The organism is uncultured Actinomyces sp. (assembly GCF_963542285.1).
Classification (GTDB): Bacteria; Actinomycetota; Actinomycetes; order Actinomycetales; family Actinomycetaceae; genus Pauljensenia.
In genome coordinates this window covers 17,242-38,201 of the sequence record NZ_CAUTWQ010000019.1, presented here as the reverse complement: position 1 = coordinate 38,201, position 20,960 = coordinate 17,242, and the positions used below count along the sequence as shown (strand labels likewise).

At 54.2% G+C, this 20,960-nt stretch carries 21 protein-coding genes; 11 read left to right on the top strand and 10 right to left on the bottom strand.

The genetic code is table 11. The features are described 5' to 3' along the window. The 5 genes from RW023_RS07540 to dnaA form a co-directional block, all read right to left on the bottom strand. Positions 1 to 842 (bottom strand): ATP-binding protein (locus RW023_RS07540; RefSeq protein WP_315580609.1); only part of this gene is annotated, 842 nt, incomplete at its 3' end. 201 nt (positions 843 to 1,043) lie between these two features. Continuing rightward, positions 1,044 to 1,694 carry a DciA family protein gene (locus tag RW023_RS07535; protein ID WP_315580608.1) on the bottom strand — a complete coding sequence of 217 codons (651 nt, stop codon included), beginning with the start codon at positions 1,692 to 1,694 and terminating at the stop codon, positions 1,044 to 1,046. Next, positions 1,687 to 2,847, bottom strand: coding sequence for a DNA replication/repair protein RecF (gene recF / locus RW023_RS07530; protein WP_315580607.1), 1,161 nt, complete (start codon positions 2,845 to 2,847; stop codon positions 1,687 to 1,689). Before recF ends, RW023_RS07535 begins: the two co-directional genes overlap by 8 nt. Positions 2,848 to 2,859: 12 nt before the next feature. After that, positions 2,860 to 3,993 carry a DNA polymerase III subunit beta gene (gene dnaN / locus RW023_RS07525; RefSeq protein WP_019126717.1) on the bottom strand — a complete coding sequence of 378 codons (1,134 nt, stop codon included), beginning with the start codon at positions 3,991 to 3,993 and terminating at the stop codon, positions 2,860 to 2,862. Between the two features lie 394 nt (positions 3,994 to 4,387). Beyond that, entirely contained in the window at positions 4,388 to 5,866 is a 1,479-nt protein-coding gene (dnaA, locus tag RW023_RS07520) for a chromosomal replication initiator protein DnaA (protein WP_315580606.1), read from the bottom strand. A 383-nt stretch (positions 5,867 to 6,249) separates the two neighbouring features. Between dnaA and rpmH the strand changes: the two genes are divergently transcribed. The 9 genes from rpmH (at position 6,250) to RW023_RS07475 (ending at position 13,239) form a co-directional block, all read left to right on the top strand. After that, complete coding sequence (gene rpmH / locus RW023_RS07515) at positions 6,250 to 6,390, top strand: 50S ribosomal protein L34 (protein ID WP_009748181.1); 141 nt, start codon at positions 6,250 to 6,252, stop codon at positions 6,388 to 6,390. Between the two features lie 11 nt (positions 6,391 to 6,401). After that, positions 6,402 to 6,770, top strand: a complete 369-nt coding sequence (rnpA, locus tag RW023_RS07510) for a ribonuclease P protein component (protein ID WP_315580605.1) — start codon at positions 6,402 to 6,404, stop codon at positions 6,768 to 6,770. Continuing rightward, a complete protein-coding gene (gene yidD / locus RW023_RS07505; protein WP_315580604.1) occupies positions 6,767 to 7,174 on the top strand; it encodes a membrane protein insertion efficiency factor YidD in 408 nt (135 codons plus the stop codon). Before rnpA ends, yidD begins: the two co-directional genes overlap by 4 nt. A gap of 11 nt (positions 7,175 to 7,185) precedes the next feature. Continuing rightward, the gene (gene yidC, locus RW023_RS07500; protein WP_315580603.1) at positions 7,186 to 8,487 is read left to right on the top strand and encodes a membrane protein insertase YidC; all 1,302 of its coding nucleotides are present in this window, start codon (positions 7,186 to 7,188) and stop codon (positions 8,485 to 8,487) included. Positions 8,488 to 8,541: 54 nt separating this feature from the next. Next, positions 8,542 to 9,078 (top strand): R3H domain-containing nucleic acid-binding protein, encoded by a 537-nt coding sequence (locus RW023_RS07495; RefSeq protein ID WP_315580602.1) that lies wholly within the window; start codon positions 8,542 to 8,544, stop codon positions 9,076 to 9,078. Then, positions 9,079 to 9,750 (top strand): 16S rRNA (guanine(527)-N(7))-methyltransferase RsmG, encoded by a 672-nt coding sequence (gene rsmG / locus RW023_RS07490; RefSeq protein ID WP_399499497.1) that lies wholly within the window; start codon positions 9,079 to 9,081, stop codon positions 9,748 to 9,750. Between the two features lie 97 nt (positions 9,751 to 9,847). Next, positions 9,848 to 10,717 (top strand): AAA family ATPase, encoded by an 870-nt coding sequence (locus RW023_RS07485; RefSeq protein WP_315580601.1) that lies wholly within the window; start codon positions 9,848 to 9,850, stop codon positions 10,715 to 10,717. Positions 10,718 to 10,906: 189 nt separating this feature from the next. Beyond that, entirely contained in the window at positions 10,907 to 12,214 is a 1,308-nt protein-coding gene (locus RW023_RS07480; RefSeq protein ID WP_315580600.1) for a ParB/RepB/Spo0J family partition protein, read from the top strand. A gap of 389 nt (positions 12,215 to 12,603) precedes the next feature. Further along, complete coding sequence (locus RW023_RS07475; protein ID WP_315580599.1) at positions 12,604 to 13,239, top strand: HAD family hydrolase; 636 nt, start codon at positions 12,604 to 12,606, stop codon at positions 13,237 to 13,239. 80 nt (positions 13,240 to 13,319) lie between these two features. Here RW023_RS07475 and RW023_RS07470 read toward each other — a convergent pair whose 3' ends face one another. The 3 genes from RW023_RS07470 to RW023_RS07460 all read right to left on the bottom strand — a co-directional run bounded on the left by RW023_RS07470 (position 13,320) and on the right by RW023_RS07460 (position 16,409). Continuing rightward, positions 13,320 to 14,270: a D-alanine--D-alanine ligase gene (locus tag RW023_RS07470; RefSeq protein ID WP_315580598.1), complete on the bottom strand. Its 951-nt coding sequence runs from the start codon at positions 14,268 to 14,270 to the stop codon at positions 13,320 to 13,322. 15 nt (positions 14,271 to 14,285) lie between these two features. After that, the gene (locus tag RW023_RS07465) at positions 14,286 to 15,608 is read right to left on the bottom strand and encodes a PLP-dependent aminotransferase family protein (RefSeq protein ID WP_315580597.1); all 1,323 of its coding nucleotides are present in this window, start codon (positions 15,606 to 15,608) and stop codon (positions 14,286 to 14,288) included. Positions 15,609 to 15,704: 96 nt separating this feature from the next. After that, the gene (locus tag RW023_RS07460) at positions 15,705 to 16,409 is read right to left on the bottom strand and encodes an MgtC/SapB family protein (protein ID WP_315580596.1); all 705 of its coding nucleotides are present in this window, start codon (positions 16,407 to 16,409) and stop codon (positions 15,705 to 15,707) included. A 203-nt stretch (positions 16,410 to 16,612) separates the two neighbouring features. On the opposite strand from RW023_RS07460, the gene RW023_RS07455 reads away from it, so the two are divergent. Both RW023_RS07455 and RW023_RS07450 read left to right on the top strand, forming a co-directional pair. Then, the gene (locus RW023_RS07455) at positions 16,613 to 17,287 is read left to right on the top strand and encodes an ABC transporter ATP-binding protein (protein ID WP_315580612.1); all 675 of its coding nucleotides are present in this window, start codon (positions 16,613 to 16,615) and stop codon (positions 17,285 to 17,287) included. Then, positions 17,284 to 18,633 carry an FtsX-like permease family protein gene (locus tag RW023_RS07450; RefSeq protein ID WP_315580595.1) on the top strand — a complete coding sequence of 450 codons (1,350 nt, stop codon included), beginning with the start codon at positions 17,284 to 17,286 and terminating at the stop codon, positions 18,631 to 18,633. Before RW023_RS07455 ends, RW023_RS07450 begins: the two co-directional genes overlap by 4 nt. Positions 18,634 to 18,946: 313 nt before the next feature. Here the strand turns inward: RW023_RS07450 and RW023_RS07445 are convergent, their stop codons facing one another. Beyond that, entirely contained in the window at positions 18,947 to 20,014 is a 1,068-nt protein-coding gene (locus RW023_RS07445) for an LLM class flavin-dependent oxidoreductase (RefSeq protein ID WP_315580594.1), read from the bottom strand. Between the two features lie 4 nt (positions 20,015 to 20,018). Beyond that, entirely contained in the window at positions 20,019 to 20,951 is a 933-nt protein-coding gene (trxB, locus tag RW023_RS07440; protein WP_315580593.1) for a thioredoxin-disulfide reductase, read from the bottom strand. Positions 20,952 to 20,960: the final 9 nt, after the last annotated feature.

The following is a 20,960-nucleotide window of genomic DNA, read 5'->3' as shown; positions in this document are numbered from 1 at the left end:
TTTTCCGCTTCGAAGTCAATGATGTCAGCGTTGATCGTTTCGATCTTCTTTGCCGAATCCAGGTATTCCACGTAGTCACGCAGGCCGTGCTCATACATGTAGGAAACCTGGCGGAATCCCTTGTGCTTTTCTTCTGAGGCCTGCTCGTCTCCGGCGATTTCGTCGCCTTCATCCGTGGCAGTTTCGCGCTCATCGGTCAAGGTAATACGCAGTCCCTTGTTGAGGAATGCCATCTGCTGGAAGCGCTGACGCAAGGTTTCGAAATCGAAGACGGTGGTCTCAAAGATTTCGGGATCCGGGTAGAAGGTTTGCGTCGTTCCGGTTTCAGTGGTTTCTTCACCACGAACCAATTCGGTAATGGGGTGACCACCGTTAGCGAAGGACATCCGCCATACGTATCCCTGCCTGCGAATCTCCGTATCGACACGCGTAGACAAGGCATTCACAACCGAAATACCCACACCGTGAAGACCGCCGGAAACCGCGTAACCGCCACCGCCGAACTTACCGCCCGCGTGCAGGATGGTCATGACGACCTCGACCGTTGGCTTGTGTTCGGTCGGGTGCTCGTCAACGGGAATACCGCGTCCGTTATCGACGACGCGAACGCCACCATCGGCCAGGATCGTGACCTCAATGTGGTCCGCGTAACCAGCCAAGGCCTCGTCAACGGAGTTATCTACAACCTCATACACCAGGTGATGTAAGCCGCGCTCACCGGTTGACCCGATGTACATACCGGGGCGCTTACGCACCGCCTCCAAACCTTCGAGGACGGTGATATCTGACGCGCCGTAGCCGTCGGATCCGTCATCGACTGTTGGTTCTTGCGTTTCAGCCACCTAATGGCTCCCCTCATTCTTCACCCGCATGGGTGTGCACTGCCCGAAAATGGCGCAGTAGCAATAAAACAACCGCTACCATTCTACCGAAAAGGCAGGGGGAAAGCCCTGATTGACACCGCTATGAGGAAGAATCACTCACAGGAATTATCCGCGAAATATAGCCGTTTTTGAGGCTGTGATCAGTCACACGTTCAGAAACTAGGCATAGGTATCCCGAGGACCCCTCCCGGGCACCGATAAACGGCCCTTTTTCCACGAAGGAGAGGCAGGTGGACGCAAGATCACCTGCTGCACGACACCCTCACCCACGGCCTCGGCAATCGTACGTTCTAGGCGCGGCAGCAGTAGCTGAAGTTGCTTAAACCACGCGGTGGAATCACATTGAACAATCAGGCGGTGATCATCAATTGTTTCAATGGAGCAGTGCTCAGCGATTTCATCGCCGACAATATCGCTCCAACGCGCCATCAGATCTCCCGCCCGAGTGTGTTCCTGCCACCCGCGCGAGGCGATTAAAGAATCAATCGTCAGGCCCAGCTTTTTCGGCTCACGGTATTTTCGCCGCATCGGAGCCATTCCAGGCATTTTGATCCAACGACTTCCAGCCCGAGAAACGACCGTTGACAGCGCGCTAAATTCACCATCCGGATCAGCTTGAGGATCAAGGTTGACCTCCGTAGCTTCTTGCTCATCATCGAGCAAAATTTCCTCGGCAAATTCTTCACTTTGTCCGCTCACACTTCTGCGTCGTGACCGCAGAGGAATGCGGTAGTGGCCCTGGGCCTGCGCTCTGGCTTGTACACGTCGTAGTGCAGCAGAGGCGTATTCAAAATCGGAAAATTTACTCATCACCGACCACCGTTCCAAGCTCAGGATCCCAATGGACTGCATGAACCTGAGCATGTAATTCTTGCGGAACGTCATCGGCGACCGCTGCCGTGATTAATACTTGTTCCGCTCCGGTAATCATACGGGTTAATCCCGCTCTGCGCGACGAATCAAGCTCTGCGAATACATCATCGAGAATAAGAATCGGGGTATCTCCATCTTGAGAAAGAAGCTCGAAAGCGCCCAAACGTAGTGAAAGAGCAACCGACCATGTCTCGCCGTGGCTTGCATAACCTTTCACGGGCATCCCACCGAGGGTGAGCTTTAAATCGTCGCGGTGTGCGCCGAATAAATTCACTCCCCTCTCGGCTTCCTTCATGCGTGCCGAGGCCAAAATTTCCTTGAGTTCACCCGCAATCGTGGCCAAATCCCCACCCACCGGGCAATTCCCCTGGGAAGCAAGGAATTCGATATCCAATTTCCGAGGCGATCCACCGATTTCCTCATAGGCGTGGGCCGCAGGACCACGAAGTTCGTCGACTAGTCCCACGCGCGCAAGACTGAGCTGAGCGGAGAGCTGAGCAAAGGTGTCGTCCCAAACTTCTACTGTTGAAAAGTCGGGAGTAAAACCTCGGCGCAACTGCGATTGAGCACTCTTCATCAAGGCTGCACGCTGACGTGCAACCTTGTCAAAATCGTTTTTTACCTGTGCAATCAGCGGGTGCTGCTGAATGAGGAGATCATCCAAGAACTGGCGACGAACCTGTGGGTCACCACGAACAATTTGAAGATCTTCCGGCGAAAACACCACGCTTTTGAGCAGGCCAAGAACTTCGCGCGGTCGAACTTGGGTGCGATTGACCTTCGCCCTATTCGCTTTTCCACGAACAATCTCAAGTTCAATAACTGTTTCGCGTTCACCTGCTGTCACCAGCCTGACCCGAACAACTGCCCCACCGGGGAGGGGTTCGTCAGGGGAAAGGGGTAAACGCACCAGGGCTTGTTCTGCACTCACGCGGTGGGAAGAGAATGCGGAAAGGTAGGAAACAGCCTCGACAAGATTGGTCTTCCCCTGGCCATTTGAGCCCAAAAGGACCGTGGTTCCCGGCGCAAACTCCACTACCGCATGACGGTATGAACGAAAGTCATCCAGCGCAACGTGCGAAACTCGCACACAAACTCCAGATCAGATTCCGTAGCGGATCGGCATCAGCAGGTAGCGGAAGTCGGTCGACTCTCCACCATCAGCCTTTTCTTGGCCGGTGATCACAGCGGGCTTCGTTGGGTGGGTGAAACCGAAGCGAACATACTCGGTATCCATGACCGACAAACCTTCGCTGAGGTACTGCGGGTTAAACGCGGTCGCGATGTCATCGCCCATGAGCTGTGCCTGAACAACTTCAGAAGCCTGAGCGTTATCACCTTGGCCGGCTTCAAGAACAAGCTGGCCATCGGAGAAGGACAGGCGAACACTGGTCTTGCGCTCGGCAACCAAGGAGACACGCTTCACTGCCTCGAGCAAAGTGTGACGCTCGACGATTGCTTGGATGGTGGTCGTTTCCGGGAACAAACGGCGAACCGGCGGGTAGTCACCATCCATCAGGGTAGATGTCGTGCGGCGTCCACCGGCCTGGAAGCCAATGAGCGAAGAAGCGCCCGGCTGAGATTCTTGCGACAAACCGATCTCAACCTTTGCACCCGACGTCATGGACTTTGCGACGTCCTGAAGAATGCGTGCCTTGACCAGTGCGGCTTCGGACATATCGGAAACCGAATCCCACTTGAGCTCGCGCATTGCCAGACGGTAACGGTCAGTTGCCAAAAGCGTGATGTTATTGCCGTCGATTTCAACGCGGACAGCGGTAAGAAGCGGAAGAGTTTCATCGCGAGAAGCTGCGATTGATACTTGGGCAACGGCCTGCTGGAAAACCTGCGAATCTACAGAGCCTGCAACCTGAGGCTGTGCGGGAAGAAGCGGGTATTCGTCGATAGGCATGACTGCCAAGGTGAAGTGTGAGGAACCGCAGGAAAGAGAAACTTTTTGTCCATCAACTTCGATGGTGACCGGCTTGTTGGGCAGGGACTTTGAAATATCTGCAAGAAGTCGACCGGAAACCAGAACTTCGCCTTCTTCATCAACCGAGGCGGGAATACGCGAGTTTCCAGAAACCTCGTAGTCGAAGGAGGACAGAGTCAGTTCCTGACCCTGAGCCGAGATTCGCATACCAGCAAGGATGGGGCTTGCGGGACGGGTGGGAAGTACACGCGCTGTCCATGAAACAGCTTCTGCAAGCACGTCGCGGGCGACGGTGAACTTCATGGATTCTCCTTGGAACTGAATGTAGATATACCGTGGTCAGTTTACCTGGCTGTAGGCGTCAAGGAAACTGAGAATTACACCTTAACGAGTCTGAGCTCGAGGCCTCACTGATGTTGGCGATTTTTTGTTATTTGTCTTGAACTAAAGTTCGTCATCATCATCGGCTATGTGGATTGTGTGGAAAACCCATTTTTACCGTGAAATGACAGCACTTCTGTCGTGGATGAATATGTGAATCTGTGTGTGAACGAACTACATGTTTTTGTGGACGAAGATTGTTCTCTTGTTTTTCTCCACAAATTGCTCTGCCTCGTACACAAGCGATCGGTGATGTTTCACCACAGTTTCCACAGCTTCTGTGGAAAGGAAGTTCGCACCCTCAAACGCCCAGTTTTTAGCTGAGAGTTGCCGACTGACGTGCGGCCTGCTTAATGCGGTTGGTCAATTCGGTGACGTAGTTGAAGGTCTCCCTCTTTTCCGCCATCAACCCCACGATCTTCTTATTCGCGTGCATCACGGTTGTGTGGTCGCGTCCGCCAAATGCAGCGCCAATCTTCGGAAGCGAAAGATCAGTGAGTTCGCGACACAGGTACATCGCGATCTGACGGGCCTCAACGACGACATGCGAACGGTCCGAAGACGACAATTGGTCAATCGTTACGCCGAAATATGTCGCGGTCTGACTCATAATCAGCGTTGGTGTTACTTCGGTGTCCTGCGAGTCAGAAGCAAAGTCCTTCAAGAGCATCTCTGCCATCGAAACGGTGACCGGTTCTTTTGACAGGGATTCGAAGGCAGCAACTCGCACTAGGGCGCCTTCAAGTTCGCGGATATTCGAGGAAATTCGTTGGGCAATGTATTCCAGAACCCGAGGATCAACTTCGATATTTTCCGCACTGGCCTTCTTTTGCAAGATTGCGATACGGGTTTCCAGGTCGGGAGGAAGGACATCGACCAAAAGGCCCGCCGCGAAGCGCGAACGGATTCGATCTTCCAGATCGAGCTCACGAGGCGGTACGTCTGAGGTCAGAACGATCTGCTTCCCCGCGTTGTACAGAGAGTTAAAGGTGTGGAAGAACTCTTCGACCGTACGCTCTTTGCCCTGAATGAATTGGATATCGTCAATGAGCAGAACGTCGACCTCGCGGTAACGCCTCTGGAACTCTTCAATGCTTTCTTCACGCACTGAGTTAATGAAGTCGTTGGTAAATTCCTCTGAGTTCACGTAGCGCACGCGCAACTGCGGGAAAAGTGACAGCGTGTAGTGGCCGATTGCGTGGATTAAGTGGGTCTTTCCCAGCCCGGAACCACCGTGAATGAACAGAGGGTTGTAGGCACGTCCCGGGCTTTCTGATACCGCAAAAGCTGCGGCGTGAGCGAAGCGGTTGGAAGGACCAATGACAAAGGTGTCAAAGGTGTGCTTGGGATTGAGATGCGTGCTAGCGGTATCGATTGCCAGTTGTGGGCTTCCCGTGCTGGCGGCGGGTTGGCTGAGCTGTGCGGAAGCCTGAGAAGAAGAGGATGAATGGGCGGGCTCGCCCTGTGGGGTAGACGCTGCGTTATCCGAAATTTCCGAGGCCGCAGCGGAGGTTTCCTCTACCGCTTCTTCTTGTGCATCCAAAGTGGGGTCGATGGTCACTGCCAGTCGAACACTTCGACCAAGAATTGCAGCAAGTGCCTGCGTGAGGTCATTTGCACCGTTGTTTTCAATCCACTTTTTTGCGAAGTCATTGGGAACTGCGATGAGGATCGTGCCGTCGATATCGCCCAGCGGCTTTGCTGAACGCAGGAAAGACATGGCTGCGGGTCCCAACAGATCTGAGTTTTGCGACAGTGCCTCAGACCAAGCCTGAGTAAGGGCATCGATCGACACAGGAACCTCCGAAAGATGACGTGAGATAGGACACGAGAAATGATATCGGTTGCGAATCATTATCCACCGATAACTTTACAAGCATGTCATGTTTTCCACAGCTGGGGATAGACCTGTGGATATTTAATCCCCAAATGACATTTGTGTAGTTACAACACCTCACCCTTGCGGCAAAAAGAAAAAACCCCTGTCCACAGCTCTGTGGATAACTTTGCATGTGGATAACTAACCCCCAATTTATCCACACCTGCTTCCACAGGTGTGGATTGAGTGTGGTACGGCGCTCTTTCGTTGACGGAACGGCCAAAAACCCGTAGGCTGTCAGTTCGTATGTGTGCCTAATTGCGGCGCACACTGTCCATGACCAATTCGAGGAGATATCAGTGACCACCAAGCGGACTTATCAGCCGAACAACCGTCGTCGTTCGAAGACGCACGGCTTCCGCCTGCGTATGAGCACCCGCGCTGGCCGCGCAATCCTGGCTGCACGCCGTCGCAAGGGCCGCGCCCGCCTCTCCGCCTGAGCTTTCGCGAGGTGTTGCCCCGCTCGAACCGCATGGTGAATCCAGCGGACTTCCGCCTCGCAATCCGAAGCGGATCGCGCGCGGGTCAGCAAAGGCTCATTGTGCATTGTCGAACCGACGAGGAAAGTGATTCACGCCTCGTCGGTTTCGTCGTACCTAAAAGCCAAATTAAACGAGCGGTTGGACGTAACCGAGTTAAGCGGCAATTGCGTCACCTCATGAGAGAACGTTTGGGCGCACTTCCTCAGGGAGCACGTGTCGTTGTTCGTATAAAGCATGACGCCCTGGGTGCAAGTTCGTGCGAACTTGGGGAAGAATTAGACCAAGTTCTTCGCCGTGCATGGAAGAAATGGGATCATCGGGAGGGAGGTCGCCTATGAGCTCTCCTTTTGCTTATATTGCCATTCTTCCCGTGCGCTTCTACCAGCGTTTCATTTCCCCACTTTTCGCGCCACGTTGCCGCTACTACCCCACCTGCTCAAGCTACGCCCTCGGTGCGCTGCGCACCCACGGCCTCGTCAAGGGGACACTATTAGCAAGTTGGCGAATCCTCCGCTGTAACCCCTGGAGCCTCGGCGGGGTCGATGAAGTTCCCGCTCGCGGCAAGTGGACCAGCGAAGCCTGGACGCCACCCCAAGACTGGGCCGGCTACGACGATCCGTGGGCACAAACCCCCATGGGCATGGATCGCACCGATGACGAAACATCGGTCGACACTCTTGAAGACTTCTCGGCGAAGGCCGAGCATCACACGGACGCAGTGAGCGTCCCCCGCGCATCATAAGGAGATCTCCTGTGGATTCGATTCTCTATCCCTTTGCAATAGCGGTTGCCTGGCTCTGGGTCAGGATTCACGACCTGCTGTTGCTCGTTGGAATGAACAGCGGTGCAGGATTCACGTGGGTCCTGTCCATCGTTCTGCTGACCATTTTGGTGCGCGTACTGATCATCCCGCTGTACCTCAAGCAGCTTAAGAGCATGCGAGGCACATCGATTGTTCAGCCTCAGATGCAGAAGATTCAGGCCAAATACAAGGGCAAGACGGATGTGGCCTCCCGTCAACGCATGCAGCAGGAGATCTCCGAGCTCAACAAGAAGTACGGTGTGAATCCCTTCGCTTCGTGCTTGCCGATGCTCGTTCAGCTGCCGGTTCTCTTCGCGATGTACCGCGCGATTTACGCCATCCACGCGCTGGCAGAAAGCAGCTACCAGGTCGGTGCGCGTCACGTGGACTCCCTGGGTCCGATCACTCAGGCGGTCGCCTCGGAAATCGACTCCTCGCAGGTTTTCGGTGTCCCGCTGTCCCACACGATCCGTGATTCGTCCTTTGCCTCGCTCCCGACACTGATCTTCGGTGTGTTCATCGTCATCATGGTTGCGACGCAGTTCTTGACCATTCGCCTGACGATGACGAAGAACATGCCGCAGAACCAGGATCCAAACAACCCCATGGTTCGTTCGCAGCGCATGATGATGTACGTCATGCCCTTCATGTTCATTTTCTCGGGTCTGTTCTTCCAGATGGGTGTCGTGATCTATACGACGACCGCGGGCATTTGGGGTTACCTGCAGATGCTGTGGGTGATTAAGAATATGCCGAACCCGAACTCCGCTGCCTACAAGGAACTCTTGGCCAAGCGTCAGGATGCCTACCAGTCGTGGGCACGTCCCTTCTTCGCGGACTACGACGAGAAGCGTCGCGAACTGGCTGATGGATCCGATGAACTCAAGGCTCTTAACGAGGCCACGCTGACCGAGGTTCGCAGCCGTGCCAAGCGTCAGAAGATCGCCTCTAATTTCCCCCAGGCCATGAGCACTGGAGAGATCGTTTCTGTTTACCGCAACCTGTCCATGCAAGAATGGACGACCCTTCCTGATGAGGTTTGGATGAAGGGTGTGAAGGTCGCGACTGAGCGCGCAGCAGAACGTCGTGAGGCTGCTGCTAAGCGTGAAGAGGCACAGCGTCAGGTTCGCGCTCGGGGCGGACAGGCCGCTTCTTCCGAGGCCTCGTCAGATGCTGAAGCTGCAGAGCTCGAACGCAAGCGTCAAGAACGCCGTAAGGCTCGCCGCGCCGCCGCAAAGAAGAAGAAGCGCTGAGGCGCCCACAGACCATTCGATGCCTGAGGCATCAAACCCCTACGGAGGATAATCATGAGCGAAGATACGACAAACGAGCTCTCGCGCCTTGAGGAAGAAGGCGAGCTCGCTGCCGATTACTTGGAAGAACTGTTGGATATTGCCGACCTTGACGGTGACATCGAAATTGATGTCGAAAATGGTCGTGCATCAGTAGAAATTATTTCGGAAGATCCATCTGCCTTGGATCATCTGGTTGGCGAAGACGGTGAAGTTGTCGATGCCCTTCAGGAACTGACGCGCCTTGCTGTTCAGACCGAAACTGGCGAGCGCTCGCGACTCATGCTGGATATTGCGGGCTTCCGTGCCGATCGTAAGGCGGATCTTCAGGACCTCACTCACGAGGCAATTGCACGCCTTCGTGCGACAGGTGAGCCCCAGAAGCTTGAGCCCATGAACCCCTTCGAGCGCAAGGTGTGCCACGACGTTGTTGCCTCCGAGGGTCTTCGCAGCGAATCTGAAGGCGTTGAGCCCCGTCGCCGCGTCGTCATTCTTCCTGCGGAGGATGTTGACGCTGATACTGACTCTGCCGACGAGGCCGAGGAGGCCTGAGTGGACGCGCTCGGTAATTCTCCTCGCGAGGCCGAAATTGACCTTGAACTTGAGGTTCCCGGACCTGAGGTTCGAGAGCTTTTCGGTTTGGCCTACCCCGACATTGCCGAGTTTGCGAACATGCTTGTTGAGGAAGGTGAGCTCCGCGGGCTGATCGGTCCGCGTGAGCTCCCCCGACTCTGGTCGAGGCACTTGGTGAACTCTGCCGCCGTCTTGGATTTTCTTCCCAAGAAGGGACAGATTTTGGATGTCGGTTCCGGGGCAGGTTTCCCCGGGATCGTTATCGCGATTTGTCGCCCAGATCTTGATGTCCATCTTGCTGAACCCATGGCGCGACGTTGCGAATGGCTCGCAGATGTTGTGGACACTCTTGGCTTGGACAATGTGAGCATTCATCAGGCTCGTGCCGAGGAACTGCGCGGTAAGGGTAAGGCCGATGTGGTGACTTCACGTGCACTGGCGAATATGACGAAGCTTGTGCGTATGACTTCAAAGCTCATTGCTCCCGGTGGGTCTCTTGTCGCTCTTAAAGGGCGCCGTGCGGGTGAAGAAGTCGAGGCTGCTGCTGCTGAGCTGAAGCGTCATCACCTGAGTGCTCAGATCCATGAGGTCCCCTCGGTAATGGAAGACGATTCGACTTACGTCGTTGTTGCGAAAAGACTCCGTTCTTAATACCTCATTTCTTTTCTACGGGTGTGTCCTCGGTTTTCTCCCGCGGGCATGACTGCCTACACTTGTGTCATTGACGTGTGAGAAAGGCTTGTGTTTTATGGCCGGCGATACCCCACTTTCGGACCAAATTACGCGGAATTTTCAGGATCGAGAGTTTCTTGAGACGGCTGAGTTTGGCGTACCCGCGTCGACGCGAATCATTGCGGTAGCTAATCAAAAGGGTGGCGTTGGTAAGACGACTTCGGTTGTCAATCTTGCCGCCTCTTTTGCACTGGCAGGTCTGAAGGTTGTTGTTATCGATGCAGACGCTCAAGGCAACGCTTCGAGTGCTCTCGGCGTTCCTCATGGTCCTGGCACGCCTTCGACGTACGAGGTCATTACCGGTCAATTGACGATCGGTGAAGTTCTACAAGCCTGCCCTGAGATGGATAACCTGTGGGTGTGCCCGGCTACCATCGATCTTTCAGGCGCGGAAATTGAGCTTGTCGATCTCGAACGGCGAGAGTTTCGTCTTGCGGACGCCGTTGAGTACTTCGTTCAGGCATATCAGCAAATTGATCTGATCCTTATTGATTGTCCGCCCTCGCTTGGACTGGTGACCTTGAACGTGATGGTTGCAGCTGACGAGGTTTTGATTCCTATTCAGACCGAGTACTACGCGCTTGAAGGTTTGAGTCAGTTGTGGTCGACCATTGATCGCATCAGCGCTGATCTTAATCCAAAACTACATGTTTCAACTATGCTCCTCACGATGGCCGACAAGCGTACGCGCTTATCGGATGAAGTCGAGAATGAGGTGCGGTCACACTTCCCTGAGCAGACGCTGCAGACTGTCATCCCTCGCTCGGTTCGAGTCTCTGAAGCGCCAAGCTATGGGCAGAGCGTCATCACTTATGATCCGAATGGTGCCGGCGCACTTGCTTATCGAAAGGCAGCGTATGAGCTGAGTCATCGCTTGGCGATGTGATAGCTCGTTTTGTTCTCCTCAATCACTTTTTCGGGGTTTTGATCGTCTTGATAGGCGATTGAACCCTGATTCTTTTTCTCAGGAGAATGCGTCTGTGAAAACGTATTTTTGCTTGCTCGATACACATTTTCCTGTTTCACGTGAAACAATGGAGTCAATATTCAGTATTCGTGAGATTGGTAAGTGTGCATGGCTGAGCAATCAGAATCATCTCATAGGTCCCAACGACGTACAGGTTTAGGGCGTGGTTTGGGTGCACTCATCCCCCCTGCCCAAACTGAGAAGCCCGAAGATGTGGCTAGGCGACCACTTGATGTTCTTTTCCCAGGTGAGCGTAAATCGTCGGCCACGGTGCGTGGTGGTTCCGCTCGGGAGTTGCTCGAGCCGCGATCTCGCACGACTAAGTCAGCGTCGGTTAAGACCACAACAGCTCAGAGTAAGGCGCGTGTAGAGGCTGCAGGTAGTAGTACTGCGAATGATGAGAAGGTTGCGCCCACTTCTGGTGCCGCATCCGCTACTGGCTCTTCTCGATCTTTCCGATCCTCACGTCCCGCGCAAATGGAAGCGCATGAGTCTCATGCGGGTACTTCGCCGCATGTGAGTGATGATGTTTCACGTGAAACATCGGATTTGATGCAGGTGCCCGGTGCGACATTTGCAGAAATTCCGCTTGAGCAGATCGTTCCGAATACACGTCAACCGCGCCAGGTATTCGATGAAGACGACCTCAATGAACTGGCTGCTTCGATTCGAGAAGTCGGTGTCTTACAACCGATTGTTGTTCGACGCATACCCCTTAATGAAGAACCTTCTGAGACACTCAAAGGTTTCCTCGAGGAAAAGCCTGAGGCTCGTTATGAGCTGATTATGGGCGAACGACGTTTGCGCGCAAGTGAACTTGCTGGTCTGGATACGATCCCCGCCATCGTTCGACACACAGAAGATGAAGATCTACTCCGTGATGCATTGCTGGAGAATCTCCATCGAGCACAGCTGAATCCATTGGAAGAGGCATTTGCGTATCAGCAGCTCATGGCAGATTTCGGGGCTACGCAGGAGGAGCTGTCTAAGAAGATTGCACGCTCTCGTCCGCAAATTGCAAATACCCTTCGCCTGCTTAAGCTACCGGCATCGGTACAAAAGAAGGTTTCTGCACAGGTTTTATCCGCAGGCCACGCACGTGCATTACTTGGCCTACCAACTCCGGAAGATATGGAGATCCTTGCCAATAGGATCATTGCTGAGGGTTTGTCAGTTCGCACCACTGAAGAACTAGTTCGTCTTGGATCAGTACAGCGTCCTTCAAAGCCTTCGTTGAGACGGGCTAAGGTTACGTCGCCGCTTGGTGAGCACATGAGCCAGGTGCTCGCAGATGCCTGGGATACGCGCGTAACAGTTTCTGAAGGAAAAAGGAAGGGAAAGATCATCATCGAGTTCGCAGGCTCCGATGATCTGCAACGTCTCGCTGATCTTCTCCTCCCGCATGCGAACAGGTAACAAAACAGCGAAGAAATCTCAGTTGTCCGGGTGGTTATCGATTTTAGATAGCTGGCCAGCAAGATGACGAGCTAGTGGGCGATGTTTCACGTGAAACATCGCCCACAGTGATTGATATCAGGATGAGCAATAGCTCCAAAATCATGGTGTATATGCACGTGAAAATAAGCATAAGTAGGCGTTGCTACACGTTGTTGATAACAGTCCGGTTGAAATTATCGAGATGCGCGTTGAAATGATCAAAGAACACGATACTTGGGCGGTCACGGGGCGCTCTGTAATCCAAATGAATGCAGAGATAATGCAGCAGTTGTGAACGTGAGAATGACACTGGTTAATTTTGTTGAATCGACAGTCATGCGAGACAATAGAGGTGGAGGTTGACATACATGGCTGACGAGCTCAATACTGAACTAATTTTCTTCGATGTTGGAGGAGTATTAGTTAGCCAACGACCCGACCCGCGAGAATTTGCGTCAATTATTGGCCTTGGTGATTCTGCTGAATGCGTGTCCCTCGTCGATAAAGCAGTATGGGCACATCGCGACTCATATGACGAAGGAATGTCGGATCTAGACTTCTGGGACTCGGTTTCAGGAGATTGTGGCCTACCCCGACCATCAGAGGACCAAGTCCGCAAGCTGGTAATCGCGGACGCTTCGCGTATGCACGCTATTGACGAAGCTGCAGCACATCTTCTCAGCGACCTGAGAACCGCGGGATATAACATCGGGTTGCTCACGAACATGCCAGTGACGCACGCATCAGTAGTGATGGAAAGCGTCTGGGCTCAACGGTATATCAATGGACCGATGATCTTTTCATCGCATGTCGGTATTAGAAAACCGAATAGAGGAATCTATCGAGAGGCACTTGCTTCGGCCCAACAAGAGCCGCAGCATCTTCTCTATATTGATGATCGTTCCGAGTATGTTAAGGCTGCGGAGTATCTTGGTATACCCGCGCTGACCTGGGAAAACATCGATGCTGTCAGGGAGGACTTAAAGAAGCTGGGTATTCTTTAAGAGCTAGAGCATAAAGTTTTGGGCCACACAGTAAAGGTGTAGCCCAAAACTTTGAAGCAAGAAGATTCTAGCGGAGACAGCTATGCGCGCTGCGCGACGTAATGGACGATCGATGCACAGATCTCGTCAAAAGAGCCTGTCGCCTCGGCAGCTTGAGGGAATAGCGACGTATCCGTCATACCGGGCGAAACATTGGCATCGATAAACCAGAAGTTTCCGTCTTCATCAGCAATGAAGTCAACACGTGAAAGATCACGCAGGCCCAATAGCTCGTGAATCTGAATGGCTGCAGACTGTACATCCGTCATCTCGTCATCACTCAGACGTGCGGGAACAAAGTACTCGCTCTCATCAGTTGTGTAACGAGCTTCGTAGTCGTAGTGCCCATCGTCGGTAGCTACCTCGACGGGAGGTAGAGCAAGGGGACCATCTTCTAAATCGATGACCGAAACTGCGATGTCGCGTCCGGCAACGTAGCGCTCAAGCATTACATGCTCCTCATAAGAGAAGGCGTCAACCATAGCTGAGCGGAGATCGCCGGAGTTATAGGCCTTCGACATGCCCAGGGCTGATCCCCCCGAGGAAGGCTTAACGACCAAGGGGAAGGTGAGTCCGGCCTCGATCATCTTCAAGACATTCTGTGCGCCAAGCTGGCGGAACAGAAGCTGGGGAAGAGCAATCCACCCAGGGGTATCAAGTCCAGCGGAACCTACTAAAGCCTTTGCAGTGGGCTTATTTGAGGCGAGCATTGCCTGGGCTGGGGTTGAACCCACGTAAGGAATTCCTGATCCTTCAAGAAGGGTTTGCAAAGATCCATCTTCACCGATGGACCCATGTACAAGAGGCCAAATAACATCGGGTTGGAAATCCGAAATTGCAGAGGGAAGGTTTTGATCAAAATCGACAACCTTGGCTGCAAAACCCTGATTGACCAGCGAATTTGCAACACGTCGCCCAGAACGTACGGAAACATCGCGTTCGTGGGTCAGACCTCCGGCGACAATAAGTACCTTCAAAGATTGAGCGGACATGAGGGTTTCTCCTTGTCAGTCTTCGGTGTGAACGGAACCGTCATGACGGTTAGTTAAAAATTCAGCATCTTCTTCTGGGGCGACACCGAACATGTCGACCAATTGCTTTTCGGCATTAACGACCCCAGCAAGGCGGCGGACACCCTCACGAATACGATCCGGTTCGGGATAGCAGAAGGACAAGCGCATGTGATCGGTACCCCGGCCGTCGTAGTAGAAAGCCGTACCGGAAACATAGGCTACCTGCGCCTTCACGGCGCGAGGAAGCATGCTGCGCGCATTCAAACCCTCGGGCAGGGTCACCCATGTGTAGAAACCGCCATTCGGAGTTGTCCACGAGCACTCATCAGGCATGTACTCCGCCAATGAGTCCAGCATTGCCTGGCAACGCTCGGCGTACATCGCACGATAAACCTTAACCTGGCTGTACCAGTCATAACCGGCCAGGTAGCTCGAGAGGAACATCTGGCCGAACATGCCCGGGGACAAAATAGCGGCCTCAGAAGCCAATATCAGCTTCGCACGAATGGCGTGGGGAGCAAGCGCCCATCCAATACGCATACCGGGGGCAAACATCTTCGAAACCGAACCCAAGTAGACAACACCCTCAGGCGACCATGAATGAAGCGCGGGAAGTGGATCGGAATCAAAACCGAGCAGGCCATACGGGTTATCTTCCAAAATCAACACGTGCTCACGCATGCAGATCTCGGCGATCAAAGGTCGACGCTCCAAGGAGAGCGTGACGCCTGCGGGATTCTGGAAGTTCGGGATCGTGTAGAGGAACTTAATGGCGCGACCAGCGGACTTCAGGCGGCGGATTGTCTCTTCTAAGGCCTCGGGAATGATGCCGTTGTCATCCATATCAACGTGAATGACATCGGCCTGGCGGGCACGGAAACATCCAAGGGCGCCAACGTAGGAAGGAGACTCGGCCAAAACAACGTCACCGGAGTCGATAAAGAGCTCGGCCATCAGGTCGAGTGCCTGTTGTGAACCCGTGGTAATAACGACATCGTCAGGGTCAGCACCAATGATGCCGTCATAGGTCATGACATTGACGAGCTGCTCACGCAAGGGTTCCCAGCCCTGGCCGGAACCGTATTGCAGTGCCTGGGCACCGGAAGAAAGAATAAGCTCCTTCGCGGTCTCGGCGAGGCTCTCCAGAGGAAGATCCTTCAAATTCGGCATACCGCCAGCAAGGGAGACGACCTCGGGGCGAGAGACAACCGAAAACAGTGCGCGAATCTCAGAAGCTCGCAGGTTATGAGCTCGATCTGCGTAGGCATCAAACCACGGGTCGAGTCGATTTCCCTGCGACTGAGGATCCTGAGACATTGGCGAACCTTTCTATATAAGTATGTCGAAGGACACACGCTTCTAAGTGTGCCACTAAAACGACTGTTGTGACATAAGTGCCGAGGTCGTGGACACTTAGTCTGCGCCGTGTGGGTCCGCTTCTTCAACGGAATAGATGCCGGGAAGATCAGAGATTGTGGCGATCAGTGCGGGAAGCGCAACACGGTCGGCGGTCGTCGTCTCAATGAATGCATGTCCGCGTTTACCCTCAGTGTCAGATCGGACCTCGGAAACGCGCCACTTTGAATCTGTCATCACGCTCAATACGCGACGCATGACCCCTTGACCGGGATCGAAGACCAACTCCAGAACAATCGTGTTGGGACGGCGGGGGGCATGAGGACCGATGTGGCGTGAAAGGGGTGTCAGCGCGAAAACAACAATGAAGTGCATGAATGTGACAGCGATTGCTGCGACCCACAAACCTGCGCCACATGCCATACCAATCCCGGCTGTCTCCCATACGGTGGCGGCAGTGGTCAGGCCTCGGACTGCTCCCGAGCGGGTCAGAATGATACCAGCGCCAAGGAAGCCAATTCCAGAAACAATCTGCGCGGCGACGCGAGAAGGATCAACGCGCACAAGATCAGCCGCAAGCACGTCATTAAAACCGTACTTTGACACGACCATAAGAAGAGCTGAGGTCATCCCGACAATCGCATCAGTACGAAGACCAGCGCTCTTTCCGCGGGCCTGACGCTCCAAACCGATCAGAGAGGAAAGGAATAAAGCAAGCAAGATCCCGAGGATCTGGTCGATATGTTGGCTCAGAGTGAGCACTGGCCCTCCTTGGCAGCGGTGTGGTGACGGTGGTGTCATTGATTGTTTACAAGGGTACATCCCCATCATTACAACCAGGGGCAAATCAGGGTAATACCCAATAGTGAACACGGGTAGTACACGAGCACACTAAAACCATGACTTCACCACTGCAGCAGGGCGCAGGCGCGCCACAAGCTCCTTATGCATCCACGGCCTCGGGAATGGTTGTCAACGGGCTCACGAAACTCTATCAACGCGGCGGAAATACCGTTCAGGCGCTCGCGGGAGTCAGCCTATCAATCCCCCAGGGCAGCCAACTGGCAATTATGGGACCCTCGGGGTGCGGGAAGACGACGCTTCTGCACTGCTTGGCGGGAGTGCTGCGACCGACGACGGGAAGCATCACCCTGGATGGTACTGAAATGACAACACTGAGTGAGGGCGCGATTTCAGAACTGCGCCTCAAGCACTTTGGTTTCGTCTTCCAAGATGGGCAGCTGCTTCCAGAACTTCCCTGCCAGGAAAATATTGCAATGCCCCTGATGCTGGCAGGAGTTGCGCGTAAAGAGGCCATTGCCCGCGCACAGCAGATCCTGGCGAATCTGGGGCTAGAGGGTGCAGGTCCGTACCGCCCTGGTCAACTTTCCGGTGGTCAGGCGCAGCGCGTTGCGATTGGGCGTGCGCTCATCACCAATCCCAAAGTCGTCTTTGCCGATGAACCGACGGGCGCTTTGGATCAAAGCACCGGTGCGGAGGTCATGGGTGTACTGACCTATGCCTGCCAAAGCACCGGGGCGAGCTTGATTCTGGTGACGCATGATCCTTCGGTGGCCGCGCGGCTTCCGCATGAAATCCACATGCGAGACGGCCTGATCGATCAGCAGGTGTCTCGATGAGCGCAACACTTACTGCGGCACGCGCAGTCCTGGGTTCTCGTGATCGCGCGACCTCGATCCTGACAGTTCTGGCTTTCGCCCTTCCCCACGCAATTCTTCTTTCCGTCACGGGTGGGGTTCTGATGTTCTTCTCGCGTACCTACGACGTGCCAAACGGTTTCGAGGATATGGCTGGCTTCTATGTCATCCTGGCGTGCTTTGCGGGTCTTTTAATGATTGTTCCGACTCTGAGCATGGGCGCGGCCGCTGCGCGTCTGGGAATGAGTCGACGTGCACGGGATCTAGCGGTTCTCCGCCTCATGGGATTAGGGCCTGTAAAAACACGTTGTGCGTGTCTGATCGAAACCGCGGTCTATGCAGCAATTGGTGTTGTCTGTGGTACCGCCCTGTATGGTGCACTTTTGCCGGTTTGGCAGCTGATTTCATTCCAGGGTGAGCGCATAGGGGTACATGAAATGTGGGTCGGTCCGCTTGTCCTCCTTGCCGAGGCCGTACTGATGATTGTGCTGGCCGCCGTTTCGTCGATGCTTGCGATGCGCAAAGTGCTCATTACACCTTTAGGTGTGACGCGTCGTACTGAGGGGGCGAAGGTTTCACCACTGTGGCTGATCTTGATGCTTGTTCTGATCATGGTCTGGGTGGTTGTTGCTCAGATGATGATGCAGCTGGGGATGGCAATTGCCATGGGGATATTCTTCGGATTCCTCGGTGTCATTTTTGCGCTGGTCAATGTCGTGGGAGCTTTTTCGGTATCCCTTTTGGGCAATGCCATGGCAAGCTTTGCGCGTACTCCACAGATGCTTCTTGCGGGTCGGCGGATTGCTGATGATCCTAAGAGCGTCTGGAGGTCTTTTGGTGCGGTTGCCCTGGTCGCCTTCATTGTCGGTGTGCTCATGCCGATCTTCAGCTCGATGACGATGGGTAATACGGGGGACATGGAGGAAGTCGCAAGGATCCTCATGTCGGATATTCGCACGGGAATGCTTTTGACCTTCGGTATCACTATGGCTTTGGGTGCAATCTCTACTGCAATCAATCAAGCCATTCGCGTGATTGATTCCATTGACCAGATGAAAGCCTTGGAATTCATGGGGTCGCCCCGAAACTTCATGGATCGTGCGCGCAGGATTGAAATTCTGCTTCCAGCACTGCTCATGATCGGTGGAGCAATGAGCTTGGGCAGTCTGTTTATGTCTCCGGTTATGGCCCTGAGCGCTGGGCTTGCCCCAATGCTGATTTTGGTGGGCATGACTGTGTTGGGCATTGGGCTGATTATGTTGGCTTCCGAGGCCACAGGACCCTTGCGTCGTAAACTATTGAGCGATCTTCACGAGGGGAATAACTAAATAAATACGGTGCGAAAAAGGCGTTTTAAGGTTGCACCTTAATCAGCTTTAAACAGCCTCTGACCTGGGAAAATGTGCATCAACCAATGCACATTTTCCCAGGTTTTATCGTTTAGTCGGGATTAAAATAAAGGCACTGGTTGGGAGGTCAGGGTTTCGACCGGGCTGAGCTTCCACTTGCAATGGCGCTGGTGGAATGACGTGCCGGTGCTTTTGCCCCTACAAAAGCACCGGCAGGTCAGCCGTCCAGATACTGCAGCTTTCGCAGGTAGATGTACTGTCTGAAACCCCGCGATAGCTAAGTGCTACGGACTTAATCAATCGGGTAGCCCGTTGGGAGACCCTGGTCAGCAGGAACCCAACCGAGCTCTGGTGCCACATATTTGGCGAAGTTGCTGATGATCGACAGATTTTCCTTGAACCCCAGCTGGTTGGGAATTGTCAGCAGCAGAGTATCGGCCGCGGCAATAGCCGGGTCTGCCTTCAACTGCTCAATCAATTCATCGGGAGAGGCGGCATAGGAACGACCGAAAGTCGCAATTCCGGAATCCAAGCGTCCAACCTGGTCGGTTGAATAGGCCTCAAGACCGTACATTCCTCGGTCCTTTGCGCTCAGCAGCGGAAAGATCGAACGCGAGACAGATACGCGAGGAGTCCACGAATGCCCCGCTTCCTTCCATGCTGCGCGATAGCGCGCAATCTGCTCAGCTTGGATCTCACCGAAGCTGCGATCACCGCTTTCAAAGACCAGAGTCGAACTCATCATATTGACGCCGTCACGAGCGGTTTGCTCGGCGGAATAATTCGAACCCGCACCCCACCAGATGCGCTGACGGAGGCCTTCAGAGTGAGGGAAAATTGGCAGAGGTGAACCGGGTTGGACCATCAGTGGGTACTGCTCGCCCTCAGGAGCGGCAGTTGCCATCGCCTTCCCATCGATGGCGTCAAGGAAGCGGTAGAACTTCTCGCGAGCCATATCACCACCGCGGCCATCACTCTCATCGCGATAACCGAAACTTTCCCAGCCTCGCTGAGCGATCTCAGGTGAGCCACGAGAGACACCAAGTGCGACGCGGCCATCGGCAATCTGGTCCAGTGCAGCAGCTTCCTCAGCCAAGTACAGCGGGTTTTCGTAGCGCATATCGATAACGCCGGTACCCACTTCAATATGTGTTGTCCGTGCTGCAACCGCAGAAAGAAGCGGCATAGGGGAAGCACCTTGAGGCGCGAAGTGATGAACCCTGAAGTAGGCCCCATTCACTCCCAGATCATCAGCAGCAACAGATAATTCGATTGCCTGATGAAGGGCATCGCGGCCGCTCAGGCCTCGACGACCATCGCGGGCATAGTGCCCAAAACTTAAAAACCCAAAATATTTCATAAAACTACTCCTGTGATTCAAGCCAATGCTGCGCATCCAAGGCGGCACGGCATCCGGAGCCTGCAGCAGTAATTGCCTGACGGTAGGTGTGATCAACAGCGTCGCCACAGGCGAAGACACCCGGAAGGTTTGTTGCGGTACCCGGGTCATCGACAAGGATGTAACCGGCCTCGTCCAATGCAACCTGGCCGGAAACTATGGCGGTGCGGGGAAGGTGACCGATGGCAACGAAAACACCATCGGCATCAAGAACGCGAGTCGAGTCATCGACGGTGGAGCGCAAACGGACACCGGTCACGGCCGAATCGCCCAGAACCTCTTCGACAACGGAGTTCCACGCGAATTCGATCTTCTCATTGGCCAGCGCGCGATCGGCCATCGCCTTAGACGCACGCAGCTGATCACGGCGGTGAACGACAGTGACCTTTGAAGCGAACTTCGTCAAGAAGGTTGCCTCTTCCATTGCGGAGTCACCACCACCGACGACGATCACGTGCTTATCGCGGAAGAAGAAACCGTCGCAAGTCGCACAGAAAGAAACACCTCGACCAGAGAACTCTTCTTCGCCGGGAACGTTCATATGACGGTATTCGGAACCGGCTGCCAAGATGACGCTGCGAGCCAAGAGGGTTTCATCCTCAAGGGTGATCTTCTTGATATCACCTTCGAGCTCCAGCGCGTAGGCATCCTCGTAGCGAACATCAGCACCAAACTTTTCGGCCTGTTGACGCATGTTGTCCATCAGCTCCGGGCCAAGGACACCCTCGGGGAAACCGGGGAAGTTCTCAACTTCAGTTGTGTTCATCAGGGCGCCACCGGCAGCCAAGGCACCGGCAACGACAACAGGCTTGAATCCAGCGCGCGCAGTGTAAATAGCCGCTGTGTATCCCGCAGGACCGGAGCCGACGATGACGACGTCGTGGATAGTTTCAGACATGATGTCTCC